26 protein-coding genes are annotated in these 24,394 nt (G+C 51.9%); 14 read left to right on the top strand and 12 right to left on the bottom strand.

The genetic code is table 11. The features are described 5' to 3' along the window. Nucleotides 1–38 precede the first annotated feature (38 nt). From rluD to BLV87_RS04770, 4 genes are read left to right on the top strand one after another with little or no spacing between them, the layout of a single operon-like run. A complete protein-coding gene (gene rluD / locus BLV87_RS04785; protein WP_093065937.1) occupies nucleotides 39–998 on the top strand; it encodes a 23S rRNA pseudouridine(1911/1915/1917) synthase RluD in 960 nt (319 codons plus the stop codon). Further along, nucleotides 988–1,752 (top strand): peptidoglycan editing factor PgeF, encoded by a 765-nt coding sequence (gene pgeF, locus BLV87_RS04780; protein ID WP_093065935.1) that lies wholly within the window; start codon nucleotides 988–990, stop codon nucleotides 1,750–1,752. The genes rluD and pgeF overlap by 11 nt, the downstream gene beginning before the upstream one ends. Next, nucleotides 1,753–2,724: an ABC transporter ATP-binding protein gene (locus BLV87_RS04775; protein WP_093065933.1), complete on the top strand. Its 972-nt coding sequence runs from the start codon at nucleotides 1,753–1,755 to the stop codon at nucleotides 2,722–2,724. Beyond that, nucleotides 2,724–3,320 carry a DUF938 domain-containing protein gene (locus BLV87_RS04770; RefSeq protein ID WP_093065931.1) on the top strand — a complete coding sequence of 199 codons (597 nt, stop codon included), beginning with the start codon at nucleotides 2,724–2,726 and terminating at the stop codon, nucleotides 3,318–3,320. The genes BLV87_RS04775 and BLV87_RS04770 overlap by 1 nt, the downstream gene beginning before the upstream one ends. 5 nt (nucleotides 3,321–3,325) lie before the next feature. Here the strand turns inward: BLV87_RS04770 and BLV87_RS04765 are convergent, their stop codons facing one another. Both BLV87_RS04765 and BLV87_RS04760 read right to left on the bottom strand, forming a co-directional pair. Next, nucleotides 3,326–3,652, bottom strand: a complete 327-nt coding sequence (locus BLV87_RS04765) for a heavy metal-binding domain-containing protein (protein WP_093065929.1) — start codon at nucleotides 3,650–3,652, stop codon at nucleotides 3,326–3,328. Nucleotides 3,653–3,739: 87 nt separating this feature from the next. Continuing rightward, complete coding sequence (locus BLV87_RS04760; protein WP_093065927.1) at nucleotides 3,740–3,910, bottom strand: oxidoreductase-like domain-containing protein; 171 nt, start codon at nucleotides 3,908–3,910, stop codon at nucleotides 3,740–3,742. Between the two features lie 109 nt (nucleotides 3,911–4,019). On the opposite strand from BLV87_RS04760, the gene BLV87_RS04755 reads away from it, so the two are divergent. The 5 genes from BLV87_RS04755 (at nucleotide 4,020) to BLV87_RS04735 (ending at nucleotide 6,269) form a co-directional block, all read left to right on the top strand. Then, a complete protein-coding gene (locus BLV87_RS04755) occupies nucleotides 4,020–4,358 on the top strand; it encodes a type II toxin-antitoxin system prevent-host-death family antitoxin (protein WP_093065925.1) in 339 nt (112 codons plus the stop codon). Continuing rightward, nucleotides 4,355–4,747, top strand: a complete 393-nt coding sequence (locus tag BLV87_RS04750; RefSeq protein ID WP_175517840.1) for a hypothetical protein — start codon at nucleotides 4,355–4,357, stop codon at nucleotides 4,745–4,747. The genes BLV87_RS04755 and BLV87_RS04750 overlap by 4 nt, the downstream gene beginning before the upstream one ends. 261 nt (nucleotides 4,748–5,008) lie before the next feature. Continuing rightward, nucleotides 5,009–5,170, top strand: a complete 162-nt coding sequence (locus tag BLV87_RS20045; RefSeq protein ID WP_093065922.1) for a PIN domain-containing protein — start codon at nucleotides 5,009–5,011, stop codon at nucleotides 5,168–5,170. A 23-nt stretch (nucleotides 5,171–5,193) separates the two neighbouring features. Further along, nucleotides 5,194–5,421 (top strand): PIN domain-containing protein, encoded by a 228-nt coding sequence (locus BLV87_RS04740; RefSeq protein ID WP_217629935.1) that lies wholly within the window; start codon nucleotides 5,194–5,196, stop codon nucleotides 5,419–5,421. 38 nt (nucleotides 5,422–5,459) lie between these two features. Further along, nucleotides 5,460–6,269 carry a S1 family peptidase gene (locus BLV87_RS04735; RefSeq protein ID WP_093065918.1) on the top strand — a complete coding sequence of 270 codons (810 nt, stop codon included), beginning with the start codon at nucleotides 5,460–5,462 and terminating at the stop codon, nucleotides 6,267–6,269. Between the two features lie 25 nt (nucleotides 6,270–6,294). On the opposite strand, the gene BLV87_RS04730 is transcribed toward BLV87_RS04735, so the two are convergent. From BLV87_RS04730 to BLV87_RS04720, 3 genes are all read right to left on the bottom strand, one after another. Continuing rightward, nucleotides 6,295–8,547: a nitric oxide reductase activation protein NorD gene (locus tag BLV87_RS04730; protein WP_093065916.1), complete on the bottom strand. Its 2,253-nt coding sequence runs from the start codon at nucleotides 8,545–8,547 to the stop codon at nucleotides 6,295–6,297. A gap of 157 nt (nucleotides 8,548–8,704) precedes the next feature. Further along, on the bottom strand, nucleotides 8,705–9,508 hold the full coding sequence (locus BLV87_RS04725) for a CbbQ/NirQ/NorQ/GpvN family protein (RefSeq protein WP_093065913.1): 804 nt from the start codon (nucleotides 9,506–9,508) through the stop codon (nucleotides 8,705–8,707). 80 nt (nucleotides 9,509–9,588) lie between these two features. Further along, a complete protein-coding gene (locus tag BLV87_RS04720; RefSeq protein ID WP_093065911.1) occupies nucleotides 9,589–10,968 on the bottom strand; it encodes a ribulose-bisphosphate carboxylase in 1,380 nt (459 codons plus the stop codon). A gap of 165 nt (nucleotides 10,969–11,133) precedes the next feature. Here BLV87_RS04720 and BLV87_RS04715 point away from each other — a divergent pair, with 165 nt between their 5' ends. Then, nucleotides 11,134–12,057, top strand: coding sequence for a LysR family transcriptional regulator (locus BLV87_RS04715; RefSeq protein ID WP_093065909.1), 924 nt, complete (start codon nucleotides 11,134–11,136; stop codon nucleotides 12,055–12,057). A 3-nt stretch (nucleotides 12,058–12,060) separates the two neighbouring features. Here BLV87_RS04715 and BLV87_RS04710 read toward each other — a convergent pair whose 3' ends face one another. The 5 genes from BLV87_RS04710 to BLV87_RS04690 all read right to left on the bottom strand — a co-directional run bounded on the left by BLV87_RS04710 (nucleotide 12,061) and on the right by BLV87_RS04690 (nucleotide 17,462). Next, nucleotides 12,061–14,406 carry a nitric oxide reductase activation protein NorD gene (locus BLV87_RS04710; protein WP_093065907.1) on the bottom strand — a complete coding sequence of 782 codons (2,346 nt, stop codon included), beginning with the start codon at nucleotides 14,404–14,406 and terminating at the stop codon, nucleotides 12,061–12,063. Between the two features lie 18 nt (nucleotides 14,407–14,424). Then, a complete protein-coding gene (locus BLV87_RS04705) occupies nucleotides 14,425–15,237 on the bottom strand; it encodes a CbbQ/NirQ/NorQ/GpvN family protein (protein ID WP_093065905.1) in 813 nt (270 codons plus the stop codon). Between the two features lie 30 nt (nucleotides 15,238–15,267). Beyond that, a complete protein-coding gene (locus BLV87_RS04700) occupies nucleotides 15,268–15,582 on the bottom strand; it encodes a hypothetical protein (protein WP_093065903.1) in 315 nt (104 codons plus the stop codon). A gap of 68 nt (nucleotides 15,583–15,650) precedes the next feature. Then, entirely contained in the window at nucleotides 15,651–16,007 is a 357-nt protein-coding gene (locus BLV87_RS04695) for a ribulose bisphosphate carboxylase small subunit (protein WP_093065901.1), read from the bottom strand. Between the two features lie 33 nt (nucleotides 16,008–16,040). Beyond that, a complete protein-coding gene (locus BLV87_RS04690; protein ID WP_093065899.1) occupies nucleotides 16,041–17,462 on the bottom strand; it encodes a form I ribulose bisphosphate carboxylase large subunit in 1,422 nt (473 codons plus the stop codon). A 158-nt stretch (nucleotides 17,463–17,620) separates the two neighbouring features. Between BLV87_RS04690 and BLV87_RS04685 the strand changes: the two genes are divergently transcribed. After that, nucleotides 17,621–18,538: a LysR family transcriptional regulator gene (locus BLV87_RS04685; RefSeq protein ID WP_093065897.1), complete on the top strand. Its 918-nt coding sequence runs from the start codon at nucleotides 17,621–17,623 to the stop codon at nucleotides 18,536–18,538. On the opposite strand, the gene BLV87_RS04680 is transcribed toward BLV87_RS04685, so the two are convergent. Continuing rightward, nucleotides 18,516–18,941: a hypothetical protein gene (locus BLV87_RS04680; RefSeq protein ID WP_093065895.1), complete on the bottom strand. Its 426-nt coding sequence runs from the start codon at nucleotides 18,939–18,941 to the stop codon at nucleotides 18,516–18,518. The genes BLV87_RS04685 and BLV87_RS04680 overlap by 23 nt on opposite strands. Nucleotides 18,942–18,988: 47 nt before the next feature. Between BLV87_RS04680 and BLV87_RS04675 the strand changes: the two genes are divergently transcribed. Then, on the top strand, nucleotides 18,989–19,354 hold the full coding sequence (locus BLV87_RS04675) for a hypothetical protein (protein WP_093065893.1): 366 nt from the start codon (nucleotides 18,989–18,991) through the stop codon (nucleotides 19,352–19,354). A gap of 3 nt (nucleotides 19,355–19,357) precedes the next feature. Here BLV87_RS04675 and BLV87_RS04670 read toward each other — a convergent pair whose 3' ends face one another. Continuing rightward, the gene (locus tag BLV87_RS04670; RefSeq protein WP_093065891.1) at nucleotides 19,358–20,476 is read right to left on the bottom strand and encodes a cytochrome-c peroxidase; all 1,119 of its coding nucleotides are present in this window, start codon (nucleotides 20,474–20,476) and stop codon (nucleotides 19,358–19,360) included. 213 nt (nucleotides 20,477–20,689) lie between these two features. On the opposite strand from BLV87_RS04670, the gene gyrA reads away from it, so the two are divergent. After that, entirely contained in the window at nucleotides 20,690–23,266 is a 2,577-nt protein-coding gene (gene gyrA / locus BLV87_RS04665; protein WP_093065889.1) for a DNA gyrase subunit A, read from the top strand. Nucleotides 23,267–23,272: 6 nt separating this feature from the next. Beyond that, a complete protein-coding gene (gene serC / locus BLV87_RS04660; protein WP_093065887.1) occupies nucleotides 23,273–24,358 on the top strand; it encodes a 3-phosphoserine/phosphohydroxythreonine transaminase in 1,086 nt (361 codons plus the stop codon). Nucleotides 24,359–24,394: the final 36 nt, after the last annotated feature.

The following is a 24,394-nucleotide window of genomic DNA, read 5'->3' as shown; positions in this document are numbered from 1 at the left end:
ATGAGTTTGCAAGTATAGCCTATTCAACCGGATTAAGAATGTCTCTAAACCAACAGATCGTCAGCAGAGTCCCACTCAATATGGAAGGTCAGCGCCTGGATCAGGCTGTTGCCAACCTGTACCCGCAATATTCCCGCAGCCAGATTCAGAAGTGGATCAAGGCGGGATGCGTGTTAGTGGATGATAAAATCCTCAAACCTAAGGAACGCTTAATCGGCGGTGAGGAATTAACCCTAAATGCGGTACATGAGCCGCAAACCGAATTTGAGCCGGAAGATATTCCGCTCAATATTATCTACGAAGATGACGCGATCATCATTATTAACAAACCGGTTGGGCTGGTTGTCCACCCCGGTGCTGGCAACTGGTCTGGCACTTTGGTCAACGGTTTGTTGCACCATGACCGCTCGCTGGAAATGTTACCGCGAGCGGGGATTGTGCACCGCCTCGACAAAGATACCACGGGCTTAATGGTCGTCGCTAAAACCTTGGACGCGCACAGCAAACTGGTCGAGCAGTTGCAAGAACGCGATGTTAGCCGCGAATACCTCGCACTGGTATCCGCGCAAGTGGTTGCCGGTGCAACGGTTGAAGGCAATATCGGGCGACATCACATCGACCGCAAGCGCCAAGCTGTCCACGATGGTGGTAAAGAAGCGATTACCCATTACCGCGTGGAAGAGCGTTTCCCGCACCACACATTATTGCGAGTGTCGCTGGAAACGGGGCGTACCCACCAAATCCGCGTGCATCTGAGCTGGAAGCATATGCCGATTGTGGGGGACCAGACTTACGGCGGGCGTCCACGTGTGCCTGCGGGAGTGAATGAGGCATTGCGCACAGCGATTCAAACCTTCCCGCGTCAGGCGTTGCACGCGACCCGCTTGGGGCTGACGCATCCGGCTACGGGCGAAGCGATGGCGTGGGAAGTGCCTGTGCCGGAGGATATGGAGGCGTTGTTGGAATTGTTCAGAGAGGCTATACGTAGTGAACCCTAACCGTACCCTGAGCGCAGCCGAAGGGTGGCTTACCCCCGCATGGCCTGCCCCCGCCAACATTCACGCCGTATGCACCACCCGTCACGGCGGCGTCAGCGCAGCACCGTTTGACAGCCTCAACCTCGGCGATCACGTCGGTGACAACCCCTACGCCGTTGCCCGCAACCGCATGATTGTCGGCGATACCCTGCAACTGCCTTCCGAACCCTTGTGGCTTAAGCAAGTCCACGGTGTCGATGTCTGCGGTATGGATGTGGGTGAATGCTACCCAACCGGCGATGCCTCCACCGCTTTCGGCAAAGGGCAAGTGTGCGTCATTATGACCGCCGATTGCTTACCCGTGCTGTTCTGCGACAAAGCAGGGACGCGGGTAGCCGCTGCCCATGCCGGATGGCGTGGGCTGGAAGCCGGTGTATTGGAACGCACCGTCGAATCCTTGCAATGCCCGCCCGCCGATGTGTTGGCATGGCTAGGGCCTGCGATTGGGCCGACGGCGTTTGAAGTTGGCGCAGAAGTGCGTGAGGCTTTCATGCAGCATGACCCTGCTGCCGCCAACGCTTTCCAGCCTTCCGGCAATGACGGCAAGTGGTTGGCAGACATCTACCTGCTGGCACGACAACGTTTGAATGCTGTCGGGGTTCAAGCCATTTACGGCGGCGACCTATGCACGTACACCGATGCGGAACGCTTTTTCTCCTACCGTCGCGACGGGCAAACCGGGCGCATGGCCTCCCTGATCTGGATGGCTGACTGAATGACCGCGCCACAACTGGCAGTGCGCAACCTCAGTGTGAGTTTCCGGCTCAAAACGGGGCAGGCGTTGCAGGCGCTCACCGATGTTTCGTTTACTGTGCAAGCAGGCGAAACCTTGGGGATTGTCGGCGAATCAGGCTGCGGCAAATCCACGCTTGCCCGCGCTATCTTGCAACTGGTGACACCCACGCAAGGCACGGTCGAATGGCAAGGTAAAGCACTGAATCCGCACGATAGGGTAGCGATGAAAGCCTATCGCCGCGCTGTGCAATGCATTTTTCAAGACCCGCTGGATGCGCTGAATCCGCGCATGACGGTGAGTGATATTCTGCAAGAACCGCTTTTCGCCTTGCGCTCGGAGTTGGGTAAGGCAGCGATTCGCCAGCGTGCTGCTGATTTGCTGCAAGCTGTGGGCTTGGCGGCGGAAATGGGCAATCGTTACCCACACGAATTTTCCGGCGGGCAATGCCAACGTATTGGTATTGCACGAGCGTTAAGTGTAGAACCGCAACTGATCGTGTGCGATGAGCCGGTGAGTGCGTTGGATGTGTCAATTCAGGGGCAGATTGTGAAATTGCTGGCGGATTTGCAGCGCGGTCACGACCTGACGTTGCTGTTTATTTCGCATGATTTGAGTGTGGTGAAGTCACTCAGTAACCGTGTGTTGGTGTTGTATTTGGGCAGAATCATGGAAATCGCGGATACGGCGAGTTTGTATGCGGAGCCGCTGCACCCTTACACGCGCATGTTGTTGGCAGCGATTCCACTGTCTGATCCGCAACAGGAACGGACGCGTTTGGCAAACATAGTGGTTGGGGCAGGGGAGTTGCCTTCGCCCTTAAATCCACCAGCAGGCTGTGTGTTTCATACACGCTGTCCACAGGTGCAGCCGGTATGCCGGACGCAGGTACCCGTATGCCGAGAGGTGATGGGCAGACAAGTGGCGTGCCATTTAGTGAAGGATGTTAATTGATGCTAAGTAAACCGTTTTCCGAAGCGTGTGAAGAAAATAAAGCGCCGATTTTGGCAGTACTTGCGCCGTTGTTGCGGGATTGCCGTGCAGTACTGGAAATCGGTAGCGGCACGGGACAGCATGCGGTGCATTTCGCCGCTGCGTTGCCGCAGTTAGTGTGGCACACCAGCGATGTGGTGGCACATCATGTGGGGATTCAATTGTGGTTGGATGAGGCAGGTTTGCCGAATACGCGTGCGCCGCTGGCTTTGGATGTGGTCAGCGATGTGTGGCCTGAGTTGGCGGTAGATGCGGTGTATTCTGCCAACACGGTGCACATTATGGGGTGGTCGGAAGTAGAAGCGTTTTTCGCCGGTGTTGGCAAGTTGTTGCCAGTCGGTGGCTTATTTGTGTTGTATGGCCCGTTCAACTATGACGGGCAATACACCAGTGCTAGCAATGAGCGGTTTGATCAGTGGTTGAAGCAGCGCGATCCGCGTAGTGGAATTCGGGATTTCGCCGACCTGAACCGGCTGGCGGAACAGGCGGGGATGCAGTTTCAGCACGATTACGTTATGCCGGTGAATAATCGGTTGCTGGTGTGGTGCAAAGTGTAGGGTTTTTATTGGACGTTGACCGCCGTGCCGCTAACCGTGACCATCAACATGCCACCGCTGTTACCCATCGTGATGTTTTCGTAGTCAATGTCGATGCCGACGACGGCATTTGCACCTAGGCTTTGCGCTTGGGCTTCCATTTCAGCAAAGGCGATTTCACGGGCTTTGCGCAATTCCTTCTCGTAGGCGGCGGAGCGTCCGCCGATAATGTCGCGGATTCCGGCAAAAAAGTCTTTGAAGATGTTTGCCCCTAGAATGGCTTCGCCTGTGACTACACCGTGGTATTGGGTGATGCGTTTGCCTTCAATCGTGGGGGTAGTGGATTGGATCATGGGGCACTCCTGTTTTGCTGTGATTGCTTGGTGTTGATCATATAACAAGGGCTGGGAATGGCTGGTTCAGCCCTATCTGGATAGGGTTTATGGTTGCGCTGGCTTGGCAGCATCGGTGTTTTTTGTGCCTTGCTGTGCTTTTTCCCATTTCTGTAATTCTGTGCGGTAAATGTCCCACACACAGGGGTCACAGCCGCTTTCGCAGCATTCGTTGGGGGCGGGTGGTTGGGGTTTTTCGGTGATGGGCGATGGTTGCATAGCGGTTGCTCCTGATTTTATGGGCGCAACATAGCAAGTTGAGGCTAGTGGGGCTAGTGTTTTGCAATATGCGATACTTTGCGTACATAACGGATTTGAGGAATACGCCATGCAAGCAGTTGAAGTCTTTAGCGCCCGTGACTTGCGTAACCATTCGGGGGAGCTGTTGCGGCAAGCCGAACTGGGGAACATGAGCATTATCACCAAACACGGCAAGCCTTCTTTTTTGACCATTCCGTTTGATGAAAACTTGTTGCGGTATGGTGTGCAACGTACCTTGGCAGTGCTGTTTGTGCAAACCCAGCAGATGACGTTGGCACAGGCTGCGCGTTTTGCGGGGTTGGATTTAGAGGCATTTATCGACTTGCTGGGTAAAAGCGGGGTAGATGCCGTGAATTATCCGGCGGATGAGGTGGATGCTGAATTGGAGCATGTGCTAAAACCATGAAGCACTCAGATTTCCAAATTGGCACGGAGTTTTTTACAGCCGCCGGACGCTGGCGGTGTTCTGACGTGGGCACTCGTGTGATTGTGGCGATTTCGCTAGAGCCAAGAGAAACAGTGCGTCTGTGGACGGATGCGGCAGGGGAGCGGGTGCAAGAAACCTTCATCAGTGATGACCCGCGTGACCTTATCGAGCCGCCGTATAGTGTGGCAGAGTTGGTGTTTGACGAATACGATCTGGATGGGTGTTCCACTGACCCCGATGATTTTGTTGACGAAGAAATTGAAGCTGACGTACTGGCGGCTAAAGCCCGTTTTCAAGAAAGAGCTGAACGTGGACATGGTAAGACTGAGCGCGGGCTGGAGTTGCTACGCAAGGAGATGCATGAGTAGAATGAAACATCCTATTTTCTTGTGCAAAGGTGAAACACCATGATCCCTAACGCCGTACTACAAGACTTTGAAACACTACCCTTAGATGCGCAACAGCAGGTTATTGATTTCATCGCTTTTATCAAGGCACGTTAGTTACCAAGCAAGGGTAACAAAACAACCCCAGAGTACACGGGAAGGCTCTTTCGGTAGCATCAAGGTAAAGAAAAAAGTGACCTTGGAACAAATGGATGAAGCTATCCGCCAACGTGGGGCAACACTTTGATTGCGGTCGATACCAACATACTGGTTCGTGTTCTGACAAATGATGAGGAATCACCAGCACAAACAGAGCAAGCCCGCGCTTTGGTAAAAGCTGTTAAACGTGTTTTTGTGCCACAAGTGGTACAGGTTGAATTTGTTTGGGTCTTGGAGCAGGCTTAGAGTTGCAGCATCCTGAGCACTTCATGCAAGCCTTAATGCGTTTTCGCCAAAGCAATGCAGGGTTTGCGGATTCGATTATTGCGGTAGAAAGCCAGCAGGCTAACATGACGTTGTGGACGTTTGATCGCAAGTTAAGCAAGCAAGATGGTGTACAGCGTTTACTACTGGCATCACTAGCAGAGTTTGAGAAACAGAACACTATTGTGGCGAAAACAGGGTATGTCCCAGATTTTCCCAGAAAAGAGATATAGGTATTTTTTAATAATTTTTAAATGGTATTCATGGATTAATGAGTAAATTAGAATTTAACCCAATATCTCAAAGTTCCTACTTTGTGACCGCGCGATTTAATGAGATTGAGTTATCTACGGCTACTGCATTCTTTGTTGTTAGGAATAACAAGCGTTTCTTAATTACAAATTGGCATGTGGTAAGTGGTCGAAATTCAGAAACAGGGAAATGCTTAGCAGAGAAAACCGCCGCAATTCCAAATAATTTAGTTATTAGAGTTCATAAAAATAAAGAACATATTGAGTTTGAGGATTTTGCAATAAATCTATTAAATTCAGAAACAGATGAACCATTATGGCTACAGCATCCTCACTATGGAAAAAGTGTTGATGTGGCTGCATTAGAGATTGATATTCCAGCACATTTATTGGCAATGACTGTAGAGGAGTTTATCGAGCCATTTAATGAGGAAACTACTGAATCAGTAGCTGATGATGTATTTATTTTAGGCTATCCTTTTGGTATCAGTGTTGGAAACATATTTCCAATTTGGAAACGCGCTAGTATTGCAAGTGAACCTATAATCGACATAGATGAATTACCTAAAATTTTAGTAGATACGGCCTCTAGACAGGGCATGTCAGGTTCTCCGGTTATCCTTTTCCAAAAACGACCTGTCGGCATTATGGATAAACATCCAGAACCAACAAAGATTTCAAATTACTTTATGAAACTTATAGGTATTTATTCAGGAAGAATTGGTGCAAGTGATGATAATCATCAAATTAAAGCACAATTAGGCGTTGTATGGAAGGCTAAAGTAATTGACGAGATAATTACGCAAAAAATCTTTACTTCTGATGAGTAGATTTTCCATGTTTTTAATTTACGTATCACCCCGTCAACGTAACAAACACCTGCGTCATTTTCTCCGGCAACCGCTGCACATTATCCACGACGGTAACGCGCTTGCCGAAAATATCCCGCACGTATTCATCCGCTCGTGGATCAAGGCTAATGCAATAGCTGTAAATGCCTTTCTGATCCAGTTCTTTCACCGCTTGGCGCGTATCTTGCGTCAATAATTGCGGGTCATCCACGTCAATATCTGACGGTTCACCATCGGTCAAAATCAGCAGCAGCTTTTTATCCGCCTGTTGATGCTCCAGATAATGCGCCGCATGACGCACCGCCGCGCCCATCCGCGTCGAATACCCCGCCTGCATCGCCGCCAGCCGCCCCTTCACCTCGTCGTTCCAATGTTCCTTGAAACCCTTGATGTGCTGGTAACGCACCTCGTGCCGCGTATTGGAGGCAAACCCTGCAATCGCAAACGGGTCGCCCAACGCCTCAATCGCATACGCCAGCAACGACACCGCTTCCTGACTCAGTTCCAGAATGCTTTGGGTCGCGCCTTCCGGCACTTCGCTGATAGAAGCCGACAAATCCAGTAATAGCATCACCGCGATATTGCGCCCGTCATGCTTGTGGCTCATATTGATGCGCGGATCAGGGTTCGCCCCGCCCTTGAAATCAATCAGGGAACGGATCGCCACATCCAAATCCAGTTCGCTGCCTTCTTCCTGATAGCGTACCCGCGTGTAATTTTGCGGCTTCAACAAATCCACAATCTGCTTCAAGCGTTTCGCCAACGCCGCGTGTTTCTGCAACAGCGCATCAATCACTGCCGGATTACCCGCCGGATGCAAACTTTCATACACGCTCGTCCAGTCCGGTCGATACGTCTGGGTGCTGTAATCCCACTCAGGGTAATGGCGCGGTGGCAAGCCCGATTGCTCGTTTTGTTGCTGGGTTTGCTTGTGTTCGTCGAAGAATTCTTCGTCGTCGCTTTCCTCGATGTACTGCCACAAATGGCGGTTATCATCGCGGTAAGGAATGGCGGTATTGGCAAAATACACGCTCGGCAACTGGTCAGTTTGCAAGCGCGTTTGCGCCACAAACGAAATCGCCAGTTGCACCATATCCGCCGTCGTCGCGTTGCCTTGCAGCATTTTCGCGTGGAACTTGCCCGCAAACTCATTGATCTTCGCGTTCTGATAGCCATGCGCCGGATTCAAAATTGCCCACGACAACATCGCCAGCCGATGCCGGAAACACGATTCGGTCTTGGCATCGCACTCGTTTTCCAGCGGGGCAGGGTGCAACGCAGTGAATATCCGCCGCAAACCGGGGTATTCCTGCATCGCCAGATATTCCACCCGGCTGTCTTCCAGCCGCTCAATCGCAATGCGCTGTTGCGGGCTGAAATTATCCGCCACCACTTTATGCGTCCAGCGTTGATGCGCCACCATGTGCGCCAATACCGCACGGTAACGGTCAATCCCCGTCACGCCATACGCATCGTCGAACACGTCAGGAATGCGCATCCCGAACTCGTCAAAATACGGCTGTTGCTCACGCATATCGCGGAAATCCACCGAATACGGTACAAGGTATTCGTGACTTTCCCAGCAGGCTTGCAAATACAAATTCAGCTTGCGCTCGTTATGTGTAAACAGCGTGCCGTGGCGTTCGTGCTGCAACATTGCTTTGGCATCGGCGGATTGCAGGCTGAAATATTCTTCCTGCCGATGCGGGTGTTTGCCGTAGTTGCGGATGCCGTATTCGATCCAGTTTTTCAAGCCACCCAAGGCTAACTGGCTCATTAAATAAGGCATTTGTTCCAGCAACTTGGGCAAACCGGGGCTGGGAATGGTGGTGTGGAAACCGTGGATCGAACCCGTGGTACGATCCATCATCTCGAACAACAGGGTGATGTAATGCCCAACCAGTTCCTCGCTTTCGAGGCGACGGCACACGTCGGGCAAAGTCTGCAAAAAAATGGGAATAATGCGCCCGTTCGGGGTACGCGATATTTTCCACACCGCTTGGCTGACGCGGGTCAACATCCCTTCGCCGAGCTTGTGGGCGATAACCGGCATTTCTTCCAGATAGGTCAGCACGGGGTCGAAACCGCGCCCGATTTTGCACACCAACGACGCACCGTCTAGGTAATCCTTGATGCCTTCCTCGCTCAATAGCGCGAGCGCGTCCTGCATACAGGCGGCGAAGGCTTCATCAAGCTGCTTGAAGTTGCAGCTTAGTTGGGCGCGGTAACGGGCGATGACTTCATTTGGTTCTGACATGGTGACTCCGAGATTTACCTGCATCCTCCGAACCTCCCCCCTCCCTAACCCTCCCCCCGCAAGGGGTGGAGGGGACAAGAAACTTTCTCTTCTTCTATCTTGCTCCCTTCACCCCTTGCGGGGGAAGGGCTGGGGATGGGGGGAATGTTCGGAGTGTTTACCCAAAAATCGCGTCAATCGCGTGGTTCAGCGTGCTGCGAATATCCGCATCATCGGTAATCGGGCTAACCAGTGCCATGCGGCAAGCGTCACCCGCTGCAATCCCGTCGCGCATCAGGTTGGCGGCGTACACCAGCAAACGGGTGGAAATGCCTTCATCCAGCCCATGCCCTTTCAGGTTACGGGCGGTATGGGCAATTTTCACCAACTTATCCGCCATTGCCGCGTCCACGTTTGCTTCTTGTTGCAAAATGGTGGATTCGACATCAGCGGCAGGGTAGTCAAAATCGAAGGCCACAAAGCGTTGCTTGGTGGACTGTTTCAAATCTTTCATCAGGCTTTGATAGCCCGGATTGTAGGAAATCACCAACTGAAAATCGGGGTGCGCGTTCACCAATTCGCCTTTTTTATCCAGTGGCAAAGTGCGGCGGTGATCCGTCAGCGGGTGAATGACTACGGTAGTATCTTGGCGTGCCTCAACGATTTCATCGAGGTAGCAAATCGCGCCAATGCGGGCGGCGGTGGTCAACGGGCCATCCAGCCAGCGTGTGCCATTGGCTTCGAGTAAATAGCGTCCGACCAGATCGGAGGCGGTCATGTCTTCGTTACAAGCGACTGTGATCAGTGGCTTGCCGAGTTTCCATGCCATGTGTTCGACGAAACGCGATTTACCGCAACCCGTCGGGTCTTTCACCATTACCGGTAAGCGGGAACGGTACGCAGCTTGGTACAGTTCGACTTCGCGTCCGGTGGCTTGGTAGAAGGGTTCGTGTTGGATGGTGTATTGGGAAGCGTCGGTCATGGGTGGGATTCCTGACAGAGAGATGGGGAGAAGTGGGCAGTGCGAATGCACCACCCACCTTTACTGTGGTAGCTTGCGGCTTACTTGTGTACGCCCAGCTTTTCGCGCCAGCCTGGGAACAGCTTGTCAGCATCGCCAGGGAATGACTCGAATGCGCGAGCAAATTCTTTGTGCTCTTTCGCAAATTCAATCGGGTCAGCACCGGATTTCCAGCACTCATAGGATTGACGCAGGGAAATCGCGCCAGCCGCTGGGCTGTCAATGTGACCGTAAGAACCACCACCGGACGTGTTGATAACGTTACCGTGACCCAGGTTCTGGAAGAAGCCCGGCAGGCGCAGAGCGTTCATACCGCCAGAGATGATTGGGGTAGTTGGCTTCATGCCATACCACTTCTGGAAGTAGACAGGGCCTTGGCACTCGTCACGTTCGATCATGTACGCGATGATTTTGTCATCGGAACCGCCTTCCATTTTGCCGAAGCCCATGGTGCCGACGTGGATACCGGAAGCACCTTGCAGACGTGACATTTTCGCCAATACAAACGCAGTGTAACCACGCTTGGAAGACGGGGAAGTGATCGCGCCGTGACCAGCACGATGGTAGTGCAGGTACTGGTTAGGGTACTGGCGACGTGCGGTAGTAATCATGCCAGGGCCACCAACGTAACCGTCGACCAGGAACGCAACCTTGTCTGCATCAGGCCCGAAGGTTTCGAGGATGAAATCAGCACGGGCGCACATTTCGTAATGGTCGTCAGCGGTGATGTTCGCAGAGAACAGTTTCGCTTGACCGGTTTCGTCTTGTGCACGCTTCATGGCGTCGTATACGAGTGGGTAAACTTTTTTCGCTGGGCAGAAAACCTGGTTGCCTTGCGGTTCATCGTTCTTGATGAAGTCGCCGCCGAGCCAGAATTGGTAAGCCGCGTGAGCGAATGGCTCAGGGCGCAGACCCAGCTTAGGCTTGATGATAGTACCGGCGATGTAACCACCGTTGTTCACATCACGACCGAGGATACGCCACATGTCAGAAATGTCTTTCGCAGGGCCGTCGAACAACTGGATAGCGCGTGGCGGCATGTAGAAGTCGATCATTTGAGCGTGTTCGATGTCGCCCATGCCCTGGTTGTTACCGATAACCAGTGTCAGGAAAGACACCAGCATCATGCGCCCGTCGGTGATGTTGCGGTCGAACAAGTCAATCGGGTACGCGATACGCATGTCTTCGGTTGCTTCGTCGATGTGGTACACCAGCGCATCAACGCCCTTGGTGAAATCATCGGTGGTGCAAACTTCAACGTTAGTACCGGTGGAAGATTCTGCTGCCAAATGCGCAGCCGCTTCCAGATAGCCATAGCCAGCTTTTGGCTTCATTTTGTAGGCAACCAGAATGTGCCCACCACCTGCGATCAGGTCTTCTTCTTTCAGACTAAGATCCGCGTAACGTCCAGATTGGTCCATGACTCTCTCCTCAATTGAGTAAAAAATGGTTCAATAACTCTCGATGGGCGCAAGTATAAGTGATGCTTAACATAATTGAAACTCATTTATTCTTACTTAAACATCAGGCTTGATTATGTTATGCTGATAGCAAGAAACCCTGAATTTCCGAGTTAATTAGTCAACATGCACATTTCGTTCCGCCAGATCCAGATCTTCCAGACCGTTGCCCAAACGGAAAACTTTACTCGCGCCGCTGAATTGTTGCACATGACGCAGCCTGCAATATCCATGCAGGTCAAGCAATTGGAAGAAAACGTGGGTTTGTCGTTATTTGAACGCCAAGGCAAGCGCATTGTGCTGACGGCGGCGGGGCGGGCAATGCACACCTATACCTGCGAGATTTCCGCGAAATATCAGGGCATGGTGGAAACGCTGGAAGAGTTGAAGGATGTGCATCAGGGCGTTATCAATGTATCGGCGGCGAACACCTCGATTTATTTCATTACGCGGATGTTGGCGGGATTTTCGCAGCAGAATGAAGGAATTACGGTGTCATTGAATATCACCAACCGTAAGACGCTGGTGGAACAGTTACAGAATTACGAGGCAGATTTGGTGGTGATGGGTGAGCCGCCGTCGAATCTGGATTTGCATTCGCAACGTTTGATGTGCAATCCGCTGGTGTTGATTGCACCTGCGAATCATCCGCTGGCGGGGCAGAAGGCTATTTCGGTATCCGCAATTATTGGCGAAAAGTTTGTAGTGCGTGAACCGGGGTCGGGGACACGCGCGGCGATTGAGCGGTTCTTTGCCGAACACGGGCATACGTTTACCAGTACGCTGGAAATGGGTAGCAATGAGTCGATCAAGTATTCGGTGATTGCGGGGCTGGGGTTGGGGATTGTGTCGTTGCACAGTATCCGGCTGGAACTGGAAACGCATTCGTTGGCGATTCTGGATGTGCAGAATTTCCCGATCCAGCGTTATTGGCATATCGTGACGCGGGAGGGGAAATGGCTTTCCCCTGCGGCGCAGGCGTTTAAGGAGTATGTGATTGCGGAGGCAGCGACGTATTCGCAGGATTATCAGCAGTTGTTGTTGGCTTAAAGCCTACTTCGTCAAACTCGCAAACAACACCGGCAATTGCTCCGGCAACCGATCCACATGGTCAATCACCGTGTAATTATTCTGCCCGAAAATCCGTTTCACATAATCATCGGCGTGCGGGTCAAGCGTTAAACAATACGTTTGCACCCCTTGGCTATACAACTCCTCCACCGCCTTTTTCGCATCGAAGCGCAAATGCTGCGGGTCGCGCTCGTCAATATCTGCCGGTTCGCCATCCGTCACTAGCAATACCAGCTTGCGGCGTTCCGGTTGCTTGTGCAAATGGTGCGCCGCATGACGTAACGCTGCCCCCATGCGGGTGGAAAGCCCCCCCTTCATCCCCGCCAGCCGTGACTTTGCTTCATCATCGAAATGCTGGTTGAAATCCTTCAAGCGGAAATACTGCACATCATGCCGCCCATCCGACGCAAAGCCGTGAATCGCATACGGGTCGCCAATCCCCTCAATCGCCGTTGCCACCAGCGTCGAGGCTTCGCGGGTCAATTGCAGCACCGTTTTGTCTGAACCCTTCATCGCCTCATTGGTGGATTGCGACAAATCCAGCAACACCACCACCGCCAAGTCACGGTTTTTAATCACGTTACGCATGGTAATGCGCGGGTTCGGCTGTTCACCCATGCGGATCGAAATCATCGCATCCACCGCCGCATTAATGTCGATTTCGTCGCCATCTTCCAGCCCGCGTTGGCGTTGCACCCCATCGGGAGTCAGCAAGTCGATAATCTGCTTAATGCGATGCGCCACCGGGCGGTAAGCATCAATAATCGCCCGAATATCATCAGGATCACCGCGTTGCTGGCGACGTTCATACACCGTCACCCAATCGGGGCGGTGCAACTGAATGTGGTAATCCCATTCGTGATAATGAAACGGTTCAGAAACCGGCTCTTTGCCCCACATCTCATTGAAAGTCTTGGTGTTGTCGGTCAAATCGTCTTCATACGGGCGCATTTCGGTGGAACACGTCCAGATTTCCTGCGCGTCATCGCCCGCGAGTTCGCAATCGACCTCGTTCGCCATCATCATCACATTGACCTGACGGCGCACTTGCCGTTGGCTGGCGGGGACGTATTCAAACCCAACATCCCACGTCATTTCTTCCATCGTCCAGACATAACGGTTGTCATCGCGGTAAGGGATGCGGATGCGCTCCAGAATCCGCAAGCTCGGCACTTCACGTCGCCCCGCAAACAGATTGTAAAGCTCCACGCCCATCAGCCATGAGAACTGCCCATCATCCTGCTTTTCCGCAATATTCGCATGGAATTTCGCCACGAACGCACTAATCGCCTCATCACCCTTACCCGTGACCTGCTCATCCAGCAACATCAGCGCGATGTTTTCCAGCAAACGCATGGTCGGATGTTCAACCGCGCCGTCATAATTCGCGGTCAGCAGCCGACTCCACAAGGTTTTCAGCCCCGGAAAGGCTTGCGTGGCTTTGTATTCGACCCGCGCATCTTCCATAAAGCCGATGAAAAACAATTGCGCAGGACTAAGTTGTTCCGCCGACAACGCCTTACGGGTATACATCAGGTGTGCTGCCATGTGCGCAGCGGTAGCGCGGTACAATTCCAGCCCCGGAATATCGCCAAGATCATCCACCGCATCTGGCATATGGAAAATACGGTGCTCGATGTAAGGGCGGAAATCGGTGTAATCCGCACCCGTCGGACGCAGGAAAAAGTCACGCGCCCACAACGCCCGCAAGTAAAAATTCAGCTTACGCTGGGTTTTGACAAACAACACCCCGCGCCGTTCTTTCTGCAAAGTAGCGCGACTATCCGCTGATTCCAGATCAAAATATTTGGTTAAATTATTGAAATCACGGCGGTAGGCTTGCGCCCCAAAATTCGCCCAACGCCGCAAGCCGCTCAGGGTGAGTTTGGAGAGTAACTCATCCATGTGATTCAGCATCGGGCGCAAACCGCGTGCCGCTGTCGAGGAAAACTGGTGAATAAACGTCAGGTAGCCGCGCACCAATTCTGCATCCCCCAAATGCCGCGATGCAGTAGGTAGGCTTGATAGCATCAGGGTAATAACTTCGCCTGACACCATCGACGCCAGTTTCATTGCCGCTGTGACCACATCGGGGATAATGTCTTCGCCGCATTCTTTGGCAACCAGCGGCATTTCCTGCAAATAGGTGATGAGCAGGTCTTCGCCGCGCCCTAGTTTCTGAATGGCTTTTGCACCATCCAAGTAATCTTGCAACCCGCCGGGCGACATCACCCGCGTGGCTTCTTGGTAGGAACCATCGAGGACATCACGCACACGTGGCGTTATTTTTTCGAGGAACTCCCGATATTCTTCAAGATGGATTGCCATAGTTGCCTACCGTTTGGTTTACCCAAAGAACGTTTGTACCGCTGCGTTCAATGTATCCCGCATATCAGGGTCGTCGGTCAACGGTGTCACCATTGTCATTGAACACGCCGCCAACGGTGTAACCCCTTTGTTGATCAATTGTCCTGCGTAAACCAATAAGCGGGTGGAAATACCTTCATCCAGCCCGTGACCTTTGAGGTTACGCGCACGGTGGGCAATCTGAACCAGTTTTGCCGCCGTCTTTTCATCCACGCCGGATTCTTTGGAAACGATGGCGATTTCAATCGCTTCACGCGGATAGTCAAAATCCAATGCCCCAAACCGTTGCTTGGTGGATTGCTTCAAGTCCTTCATCAAGCTTTGGTAGCCGGGGTTGTAGGAAATGACCAACTGAAAATCAGGGTGGGCTTCAATCAACTCACCTTTTTTGTCCAGCGGTAAGGTGCGGCGGTGGTCGGTTAGTGGGTGGATGACGACTGTGGTATCTTGGCGGGCTTCCACGATTTCATCCAAATAGCAAATTGCGCCCATTCGTGCCGCAGTTGCTAAAGGGCCGTCTTGCCATTTCGTGCCGTCTTTGTCGAGCAGAAAACGCCCTACCAAGTCAGAGGCAGTCATGTCTTCATTACACGCCACGGTGATCAGTGGACGTTTCAGCCGCCATGCCATGTGTTCGACGAAACGCGATTTACCACAACCGGTCGGGCCTTTGAGCATCATCGGCATCCGTGCGCTGTAAGCAGCTTCATAAAGTGCAATTTCGTCGCCAACTGCTTCGTAATAAGGTTCGTGTTTAACGGTGTATTGGTTTGGGTCAACGGATGCAGACATGGCTAATCCTCTTGAAATTCTGTGAAGTTTTTAATCTTCGTAGTCGGTTTCGTGTTCACCCGACCAACCTGCCGCGCGTGCTTTGGCGATGGCGGCATCATGAATGAGTTGGTGGCGTGCTGCCAGCTCAGGGGGAAGGCGGCTGACTAAACAGCCGTATTTGTCCCACTCGGCATTAACCTTTTGCAGCAAAGTGTCAATCCCGGCTAGGTTCCAATTTTGACAAGTTTCCGTTTCGGGAATCAGACCAAAGACCCACGCATCGCGGATAATCTTACCAATAGTGGTCATGCCACCGTTGATGTCATTGTTGATGCCAATGTAACGGTCGGGTTTTGTAGCCATGAAACGGTACTCCTCTAGCGATTAATGTGGGGGTATTGTATACACCCCACACACTGTCACCTAATCAATTAGACAGTTTTACCGCGATAGATAACCATCGAAGCACCCGCACATTGTGCGTAGTTGTCCAGACCCAGCAAACGCACATGGTTGTTCGGGTGGGCTGCATGGCAGTTTTCAAGTTCTGCCAAGATGGTGTCAACGTTGGTTTCGCCGAACATCGGCAGTTTCCACATGTACCAGTAGCTGCCGGAGGCATTTTCTGGTTCAGTGTGTTCGATGGACGGGTTCCAACCTTTGTTGACGATGTATTGGATTTGCTTGCGCGTTTGATCCGCATTCATCGCTGGCAGGTAAGAGAAAGTTTCAAACTTGCGGCTCTCGGCATTGCTCAAGCTTGATTTGTAGTCTTGCATATCACTCATGTGATGTACTCCAAAATTAGGTTAAAGAATCAATTACTTGTGAGCAACGTCGAGTTTGTCAACAGTATCAAACTCAAACTTGATTTCTTTCCAAGTTTCCATCGCGATCTTCAGTTCAGGGCTGGACTTCGCGGCATTAACCAGAATGTCTTTACCTTCTTTCTCAATTTCGCGCCCCATGTTACGTGCTTCAACGCAAGCTTCAACCGCGACACGGTTAGCAGCAGCGCCCGCCGCGTTACCCCATGGGTGACCTAATGTACCGCCACCGAATTGCAGTACGGAATCATCACCGAAGATGTTAACCAGTGCTGGCATGTGCCATACGTGGATACCACCGGATGCGACCGGCAATACGCCTGGCATGGAACCCCAGTCTTGGTCGAAGAAGATACCGCGTGAACGGTCTTCTTTGATGTAGCTGTCACGCATGATGTCGATCCAGCCCAAGGTCGCTTCGCGGTCGCCTTCCAACTTACCAACAACGGTACCGGAGTGCAGGTGGTCGCCGCCGGACAGACGCAGGATCTTGGTCAGCACGCGGAAGTGGATACCGTGGTGCGGGTTGCGGTCGAGTACCGCGTGCATGGCGCGGTGAATGTGCAGCAACATGCCGTTATTTTGGCACCATTGTGCCAATTGGGTGTTGGCTGCCCAACCGCCGGTGATGTAGTCGTGCATGATGATCGGCGCACCGATTTCTTTTGCATACTCTGCACGGCGCATCATTTCGTCAGCAGTCGGTGCAGTCACGTTCAGGTAGTGACCTTTGCGTTCGCCGGTTTCGGCTTCCGCTTTGTGAATCGCTTCCATTACGAAGTCAAAACGGTGTCTCCAACGCATGAATGGCTGGCTGTTAACGTTTTCGTCGTCTTTGGTGAAGTCCAGACCGCCGCGCAGACCTTCGTAGCACGCACGACCGTAGTTCTTAGCAGACAGACCCAGTTTAGGCTTGATGGTGCAACCCAACATCGGACGACCGTATTTGTTGAGGATGTCACGTTCAACTTGGATACCTTGTGGTGGACCGTTGCACGTCATGACGTAAGCGATAGGGAAGCGGATGTCTTCCAGACGCAGCGCACGCAAGGCTTTGAAACCGAATACGTTACCAACCAAAGAGGTCATGACGTTAACGACTGAACCTTCTTCAAACAGGTCAATCGGGTAAGCCACGAAAGCGTAGAAACAAGTATCATCGCCAGGTACGTCTTCGATAGCGTAAGCGCGGCCTTTGTAGTAGTCCAGATCGGTCAACAGGTCAGTCCAAACGGTAGTCCATGTACCGGTGGAAGATTCTGCGGCTACCGCTGCGGCGACTTCTTCACGTGGAACACCTGCCTGTGGTGTAACTTTGAAGCAAGCCAGGATGTCGGTATCTTTCGGGGTGTAATCCGGCATCCAGTAGGTTTCGCGGTATTCTTTCACGCCCGCGCTGTAATTCTTAACTGCCATGAAGTGCCTCCAACGAGGTTATAAGAAAAAAGTGTTTTTGCCTAAACAACAAGCACTGCCTGCTGATGCGGAGAAGTATGCCAAACAGTAGGTATAATTGAAACTCAATAATGAAACGTGTAAATATAAGCAATACTGATGTTTTTAGGAGGAACACAATGCCGTACTCATTAAGCCAAATCCGCATTTTTGAAGCGGTGGCACAATACGAAAGTTATACCCGTGCGGCGGAAAAGCTGTTCATGACCCAGCCTGCGGTTTCCATGCAAATCAAACAGTTGGAAGACGATAGTGGGCTGGCACTGTTTGAACGCCAAGGCAAAAAGATGTGCTTAACCCCGATTGGTAAGGAAGTGCAACACTACGCCAGCCGCGTATTGCAAGCCCACAACGACATGCTGGGGGTAATGAAGGAACTCAAGGGCACTAAAGGTGGACACCTCGTTGTATCCGTGGCGACCACGGCTAATTATTTCGTCACGCAATTGCTGGCCGAGTTTTCACAACAACACGAAGGCATCAATATCACGTTGGATGTGACCAACCGCCACACCTTGCTGGATCAGTTGGAAAATCACGAGCCGGACATGGTGATCATGGGCGAACCGCCGAAAGGTCACGGTTTGCAATCCGAACGTTTGATGGAAAACCCGCTGGTGGTGATTGCCGCACCGACGCATCCGCTGGTGGGAATTGGTCGCCCGTTATTGCTGAGCGATGTACTGGCGGAACGGTTTATTGTGCGCGAAAAAGGGTCGGGTACGCGCAGCGCGATTGAGCGCCACTTGCATAAATACAGCGCCAGTTGCAAAAATTCGCTGGAAATGCGCAGCAATGAAACCATTAAGCACGCGGTGGAAGCAGGGTTGGGCTTGGGGATTGTATCGATGCACACCATTCAACCGGAACTGGATAGCGGGCGGTTAGTGATTTTACAGGTGGAAAATTTCCCGATTCACCGCCATTGGCATGTCGTAATGCGTAAGGGCAAACGCTTGTCGCCCATTGCACGCGAGTTTAAGCAGTTTGTGATGGCGGAAGCCCCGCGTTTTATTAAGAACGCGAAGGGAAAGTGAGCACCTTACGGGTTTCTGCGACAGGTTTTTCCTGTTGCCGCAACTTCCCCGCTAACAATTGCACATGCTGGAAAAACTCACTCTGCGCTCGTTTCATTGCTGCTAACGCTTCGGGCTTGTAATACTCGAAAGTATAGGGCACGGGATCAGTCAGGGATTCGCGTACTTGTGGTTGGAAATACCGCCATGCAAACTCGATTTCCACCTTGTGGTGGGATGGCACAAAAATCACTTCCTCGCGATCAATGACCGCCATGTACTGCATCGTGCGCACGGGGACGAAAACACACGATTTGCCGCTGAAGTCCAGCAAGAGACGCATGGCATTGTAGTGTAAGGCGGGTAGAGTACGTGCTTCAGAGCCGAACGTATCGCCGCGATAAAAGCTTTCGTATTGTGGCATGATTCACCTCCGTTACTGACGCTTATTGTGAAACAAGAGAGACGAGAATGCCAATAAACGAAAAATTGCTGCTGAGTGTGGTGGAGCAGGGTGGCTACCCAGATTTTACCCCATTGTATCAACGCATGGGGTATAGCGTGACGCGAGAAACCAGTATGCGCAAGGTGTTGCAGTTTTTGAAGAAAAATACCCCCGCTGTGATTGTGGCAGAATTTAACTTCCAGTCAGATTTTCGTGATCGTACCAGCAGTCTCGAATCCATGATGGCGGTGGTGCAGCGTTGGTCGAATACCCGTGTCATTGTGTTTTACGACAAAGAGCAGGCGCACCAGTTGGTACGATTGACCGAACGTTTTCCATTAACGACCTTGGCGTTTCCGATTACAGAGGCGGATGTAGAGCGGGTTTTGTAGTGTTTATGGTGATGACGTCGGCAAGGTGTAACCATCATTTAGCGTGATCAGAAACGCAACAACTGCCTCAACTTCGCTATCCGTTAACCCCAGATTGCCAACACGAGGATCAAGATTTTCAGATACTTCTGGCAATGCCCAGCGGCCTGCAACCACGTCTCGTGTGTTATGGAAGTCGACCATCTCCCGTAAGTCCTGAATCACACCGTTGTGCCCGTAGGGTGCGGTTTTAGCAATATTGCGTAAGGTTGGTACTTTAAATTTTCCTAGCTCGCTGCTAGGCATATCAGGTAGGCCACCGAGGCCATCATCGCTGATGCGCATCGAATCTTGATCTGGTGGGACGGGAATGGCTGGGTTGGCAGGCAAACCTATATTAGCATACCGAAAGTTCGTGAAGAGTGGATTTGTGCCATTGTTGGCGGCGGTGCTATGGCAGGCCGCACAATTACCTTTACTGGGGTCGTTAAACAGTTGCAAGCCATAGGCTTCTTGTGACGTGAGCGAGATTTTGCCTGCTAAATAATGGTCAAATTTTGAATCGAAGGGGTGAAACAGGGGGGTGCGCTCAAAAGCCGCCAGCGCATCGGCAATGCTGGTGTAAGCGGTAGCAACGTTATCGAAAACCTCTGCCCCGTAAATTTGTGTCATCATATTGGCATAAGCGGCGTTTTTAACTTTCGTCACCACACTGGCTGGATTGGGGTTCGCCATTTCCAGTGGGTCAAGAAAGGGATTTTGTGCTTGTATGGTTAGATTTCTGGCGCGTCCGTCGCTGAATTGTCCCCCAATATATTCGTTTAGGTTGGCATCAAAATGAAATTCGGGGCTATAGAGCGAATATGCTGAGCTTGGGGTGTGGCGTTTGTCAAAAATACCTGCATTGGCACCTTCTGATGTCGGAAATTGTGTATCAGGATCAGCGAATCCGTGTGCGGGATCGTGGCAACTGGCACAGGATTGTCCTGCGGGTGAGGAGAGATTGGTGTCGAAAAAGAGTTGCTCCCCTAAAATTTCTTTGCTGACAACGGTTGTGTTGGTTAATGATGCATTGTTGCCATCGCCACAAGCCGTGCAAAGGGTTGCAAGTACCAAACTGAAAGTGATGAGTTGAATTTTCATGGGGGATCCAATGGTTATTGCTGGTCAATTAGACTAAAAGGCATTGGCGATATAAAAAGCTTATCATTAAGTGTTGGTGGTCTCTTTGAAATAGATCAACATTCCACTAATTTAGGCTCGGCATTGACGTTGCCTAGGCTTACGCAAACGCACACATCCATACTTTTTCTGGTATAATCCCGCTCTTCATGATTTAGGTGATCGAACAAGAATATGGCCACATTTGCCAAGGAAATTATCCCGGTTAATCTCGAAGATGAAATGCGCCAGTCCTATTTGGACTACGCGATGAGTGTCATTGTTGGGCGTGCGCTACCGGATGTGCGGGATGGTTTGAAGCCCGTCCACCGCCGTGTGTTGTTTGCGATGAGCGAACTTGGCAACGAGTGGAACAAGCCCTACAAAAAATCTGCGCGTATCGTCGGTGACGTGATCGGTAAATATCACCCACACGGTGATACGGCTGTGTATGACACGATGGTACGGATGGCGCAACCGTTCTCGCTGCGCTACATGCTGGTGGATGGGCAAGGTAACTTCGGTTCAGTCGATGGCGATTCACCCGCTGCGATGCGTTACACCGAAGTGCGCATGTCCAAAATTGCCCACGAATTGCAAATGGACATCGACAAAGAAACTGTCGATTTCGTCCCCAACTACGACGGTAATGAAAAAGAACCCAGCGTGTTCCCCACACGCTTACCCAACCTGCTGATCAACGGTTCATCCGGTATCGCGGTCGGGATGGCAACGAATATTCCCCCGCATAATCTCACCGAAACCGTGAATGCGTGTTTGGCATTGTTGGCTGACCCCAACCTCGATATCAGCGATTTGATGGAATACCTGCCGGGGCCGGATTTCCCGACTGCTGGTATTATCAATGGCGCTCGTGGGATCCGTGAAGCCTATCGCACTGGCAAAGGGCGCATTTACGTCCGCGCTCGCGCCAATGTCGAAGTGGATGCACGTACCAGTCGCGAAACCATTATTGTTACCGAGTTGCCGTATCAGGTGAACAAGGCACGTTTGCTGGAAAAAATCGCTGATTTGGTCAAAGAGAAAAAGCTAGAAGGCATCTCCGAATTGCGTGACGAGTCCGACAAGGACGGGATGCGCATGGTGATTGAACTCAAGCGCGGCGAATCCGGCGAAGTCATTCTGAACAACCTCTACAAGCAAACCCAGATGCAGAGTGTGTTCGGCATCAATATGGTGGCGTTGCTGGATGGTCAGCCACGTTTGCTGAACCTCAAAGAGGTGTTAGAAGCCTTCTTACGGCATCGTCGTGAAGTTGTCACCCGCCGTACCATTTTTGAAGTACGTAAAGCGCGGGAACGTGCGCATATCCTCGAAGGTTTGGCGGTTGCACTCTCCAACATTGACGAAATCATTGCGCTGATCAAATCCGCACCTAGCCCGGCTGATGCGAAACTCGGTTTGGTGGCACGTGCTTGGAACGCAGGCATTGTCAGCGACATGCTCAGCCGTGCTGGTGCGGATACCTGTCGCCCTGATGATTTGCCCGAACAATACGGTCTGCGTCCTGATGGTTATTGGCTGTCTGACGTGCAGGCACAGGCGATTTTGGATTTACGTTTGCACCGTTTAACCGGCTTGGAAAAAGACAAAATCCTTGCCGAATACCGTGAATTGTTGGAAAAGATTGCCGATTTGCTCGAAATCCTTGCCAATCCTGACCGTTTGCTGCAAGTGATCCGCGATGAATTGCTGCTGGTACGTGATACCTATGGCGATGCACGTCGCACCGAAATCAACGTGGTCGGCGAAGACCTGTGCATGGAAGATCTGATTGCTGACGAAGAAGTCATGGTCACGTTCTCGCACGCCGGTTACGCCAAAGCGCAGACGCTGGACACTTATCGTGCACAAAAACGCGGCGGGCGTGGCAAAGCGGCGACGGCGATGAAAGACGAAGATTTCATCGAAAAGCTCTTTGTCGCCAGTATGCACGATACCTTGCTGTGCTTCTCCAGCCGTGGACGCATGTATTGGCTGAAAGTTTACCAGTTGCCAATGGGCGGACGCGGTGCTCGCGGCAAGCCAATGGTTAATTTATTGCCGCTGGAAGAAGGCGAACGCATTAACGCGGTATTGCCGATCCGTGAATACGCCGAAGACAAATACATCTTCATGGCAACCTCCGAAGGCACGGTCAAGAAAACCCCGTTGACGGAATTCTCGCGTCCGCGTACTGCCGGGATTATTGCGGTTGATTTGCGTGACGGCGACCAATTGGTTGGCGTAGCCGTGACCAATGGCGATAACGAAGTGATGTTATTTAGTACTTCCGGTAAAGCGATTCGTTTCCACGAATCCGACGTGCGAGCAATGGGACGGACAGCGGCTGGCGTGCGCGGTATCCGCATGGACGAGGGGCAGGAAGTCAACGCGCTGATCATTTTGGGCGAAGGCGAATTGCTGATTGCTACCGAAAACGGCTACGGCAAACGCACTCGTGTTGAAGAATTCTCTGCGCAGGCACGAGGTGGGCAAGGCGTGATTGCGATTCAAACTTCTGACCGCAACGGTAATGCGGTAGGGGCGGTGCAAGTTCGCGACGATTGCCAAATCATGCTCATCACCGACGGTGGTACGTTGGTACGTACCCCAGTCGCTGATGTTTCCATAGTGGGGCGCAATACGCAGGGTGTGACTCTGATCCGCCTCAACGATGGGGAAAAACTGGTGCAAATTGCGCCGATTTTGACCGATACCAGCGATACCGCTGACGATGACACTACAGACTTAACCGACGATCAGGAATAAGCACTTATGAAAAGAGTATTCAATTTCAGCGCAGGCCCTGCCATGTTGCCGCAATCTGTCCTTGAACAAGCCCAAGCCGAAATGCTGGACTGGAACGGGAGTGGCATGTCGGTGATGGAAATGAGTCACCGTGGTAAGGAATACATGTCGATCGCTGCTGAAGCCGAAGCGGATTTGCGCGAAATCATGGGGATTCCGGGTAACTACAAAGTGCTGTTTTTGCAAGGTGGCGCGAGCAGCCAATTCGCGATGATTCCGCAAAACCTGTTGCGGGGCAAAGGCACGGCGGATTACGTGGATACCGGCGATTGGTCAGCCAAAGCGATCAAGGAAGCTAAAAAATACGCTAATGTTAACGTGGTTGCATCGACCAAAGACGGCAATTACACCAGCGTTCCGGCGTTTGATACTTGGAAGTGCGATGCCAATGCTGCCTATTTGCACTACACCCCGAACGAAACCATCCGTGGGGTGGAGTTTGCGTGGGTTCCTGAAACGGGTGATGTGCCGTTAGTGGCGGATATGTCGTCTACCATCCTGTCGCGCCCGCTGGATGTCAGCAAATTCGGCTTGATTTATGCCGGTGCGCAAAAAAATATTGGCCCAGCGGGTCTGACCATTGTAATTGTGCGTGATGACTTGATTGGTGAAACCTTGCCCGATACACCAACCATGTTTGATTATAAAATCCACGCGGACAACGAATCTATGTACAACACCCCAGCGACGTATAGCTGGTATTTGGCTGGTTTGGTGTTCAAGTGGATCAAGCAGCAAGGCGGCTTGGCAGGGATGGCAGTCATCAACGAACGCAAAGCGCAAAAGCTCTACACCGCGATTGAAACCTCTGACGGTTTCTACAAGAGCCCGGTTGCCGCCGATTGCCGTTCGTGGATGAATGTGCCGTTCACGCTGGCAAATGCCGATCTCGACAAGGCGTTCCTCAGTGAAGCGGCGCAACAGGGTTTAACCACTTTGAAAGGACACCGTTCTGTGGGTGGGATGCGAGCCAGCATCTACAACGCCATGCCGGAAGTGGGCGTGGATACGCTGGTCAGCTTTATGCAAGACTTTGCGCAGAAAAACGGGTAATTCGCAGCTATTTAAAAGAACGTAAGATGTCGGGCG

Source organism: Thiothrix caldifontis (assembly GCF_900107695.1).
Classification (GTDB): Bacteria; Pseudomonadota; Gammaproteobacteria; order Thiotrichales; family Thiotrichaceae; genus Thiothrix; species Thiothrix caldifontis.
Note: the sequence above shows the minus strand (reverse complement) of the source record. Positions and strands in the feature narration are given on the sequence as shown.

Coding starts and splice junctions, on each gene's coding strand:
- BLV87_RS04775 (WP_093065933.1), top strand. CDS start 1,753: ATGACCGCGCCACAACTGGCAGTGCGCAACCTCAGTGTGAGTTTCCGG.
- BLV87_RS04710 (WP_093065907.1), bottom strand. CDS start 14,406: ATGGCAATCCATCTTGAAGAATATCGGGAGTTCCTCGAAAAAATAACG.
- BLV87_RS04690 (WP_093065899.1), bottom strand. CDS start 17,462: ATGGCAGTTAAGAATTACAGCGCGGGCGTGAAAGAATACCGCGAAACC.
- BLV87_RS04755 (WP_093065925.1), top strand. CDS start 4,020: ATGCAAGCAGTTGAAGTCTTTAGCGCCCGTGACTTGCGTAACCATTCG.
- BLV87_RS04695 (WP_093065901.1), bottom strand. CDS start 16,007: ATGAGTGATATGCAAGACTACAAATCAAGCTTGAGCAATGCCGAGAGC.
- BLV87_RS04685 (WP_093065897.1), top strand. CDS start 17,621: ATGCCGTACTCATTAAGCCAAATCCGCATTTTTGAAGCGGTGGCACAA.
- BLV87_RS04705 (WP_093065905.1), bottom strand. CDS start 15,237: ATGTCTGCATCCGTTGACCCAAACCAATACACCGTTAAACACGAACCT.
- BLV87_RS04675 (WP_093065893.1), top strand. CDS start 18,989: ATGCCAATAAACGAAAAATTGCTGCTGAGTGTGGTGGAGCAGGGTGGC.
- BLV87_RS04715 (WP_093065909.1), top strand. CDS start 11,134: ATGCACATTTCGTTCCGCCAGATCCAGATCTTCCAGACCGTTGCCCAA.
- BLV87_RS04725 (WP_093065913.1), bottom strand. CDS start 9,508: ATGACCGACGCTTCCCAATACACCATCCAACACGAACCCTTCTACCAA.
- gyrA (WP_093065889.1), top strand. CDS start 20,690: ATGGCCACATTTGCCAAGGAAATTATCCCGGTTAATCTCGAAGATGAA.
- BLV87_RS04680 (WP_093065895.1), bottom strand. CDS start 18,941: ATGCCACAATACGAAAGCTTTTATCGCGGCGATACGTTCGGCTCTGAA.
- rluD (WP_093065937.1), top strand. CDS start 39: ATGTCTCTAAACCAACAGATCGTCAGCAGAGTCCCACTCAATATGGAA.
- BLV87_RS04700 (WP_093065903.1), bottom strand. CDS start 15,582: ATGGCTACAAAACCCGACCGTTACATTGGCATCAACAATGACATCAAC.
- BLV87_RS04670 (WP_093065891.1), bottom strand. CDS start 20,476: ATGAAAATTCAACTCATCACTTTCAGTTTGGTACTTGCAACCCTTTGC.
- BLV87_RS04750 (WP_175517840.1), top strand. CDS start 4,355: ATGAAGCACTCAGATTTCCAAATTGGCACGGAGTTTTTTACAGCCGCC.
- BLV87_RS04765 (WP_093065929.1), bottom strand. CDS start 3,652: ATGATCCAATCCACTACCCCCACGATTGAAGGCAAACGCATCACCCAA.
- serC (WP_093065887.1), top strand. CDS start 23,273: ATGAAAAGAGTATTCAATTTCAGCGCAGGCCCTGCCATGTTGCCGCAA.
- BLV87_RS04740 (WP_217629935.1), top strand. CDS start 5,194: ATGCAAGCCTTAATGCGTTTTCGCCAAAGCAATGCAGGGTTTGCGGAT.
- BLV87_RS04730 (WP_093065916.1), bottom strand. CDS start 8,547: ATGTCAGAACCAAATGAAGTCATCGCCCGTTACCGCGCCCAACTAAGC.
- BLV87_RS04735 (WP_093065918.1), top strand. CDS start 5,460: ATGAGTAAATTAGAATTTAACCCAATATCTCAAAGTTCCTACTTTGTG.
- BLV87_RS04770 (WP_093065931.1), top strand. CDS start 2,724: ATGCTAAGTAAACCGTTTTCCGAAGCGTGTGAAGAAAATAAAGCGCCG.
- BLV87_RS04760 (WP_093065927.1), bottom strand. CDS start 3,910: ATGCAACCATCGCCCATCACCGAAAAACCCCAACCACCCGCCCCCAAC.
- BLV87_RS04720 (WP_093065911.1), bottom strand. CDS start 10,968: ATGGACCAATCTGGACGTTACGCGGATCTTAGTCTGAAAGAAGAAGAC.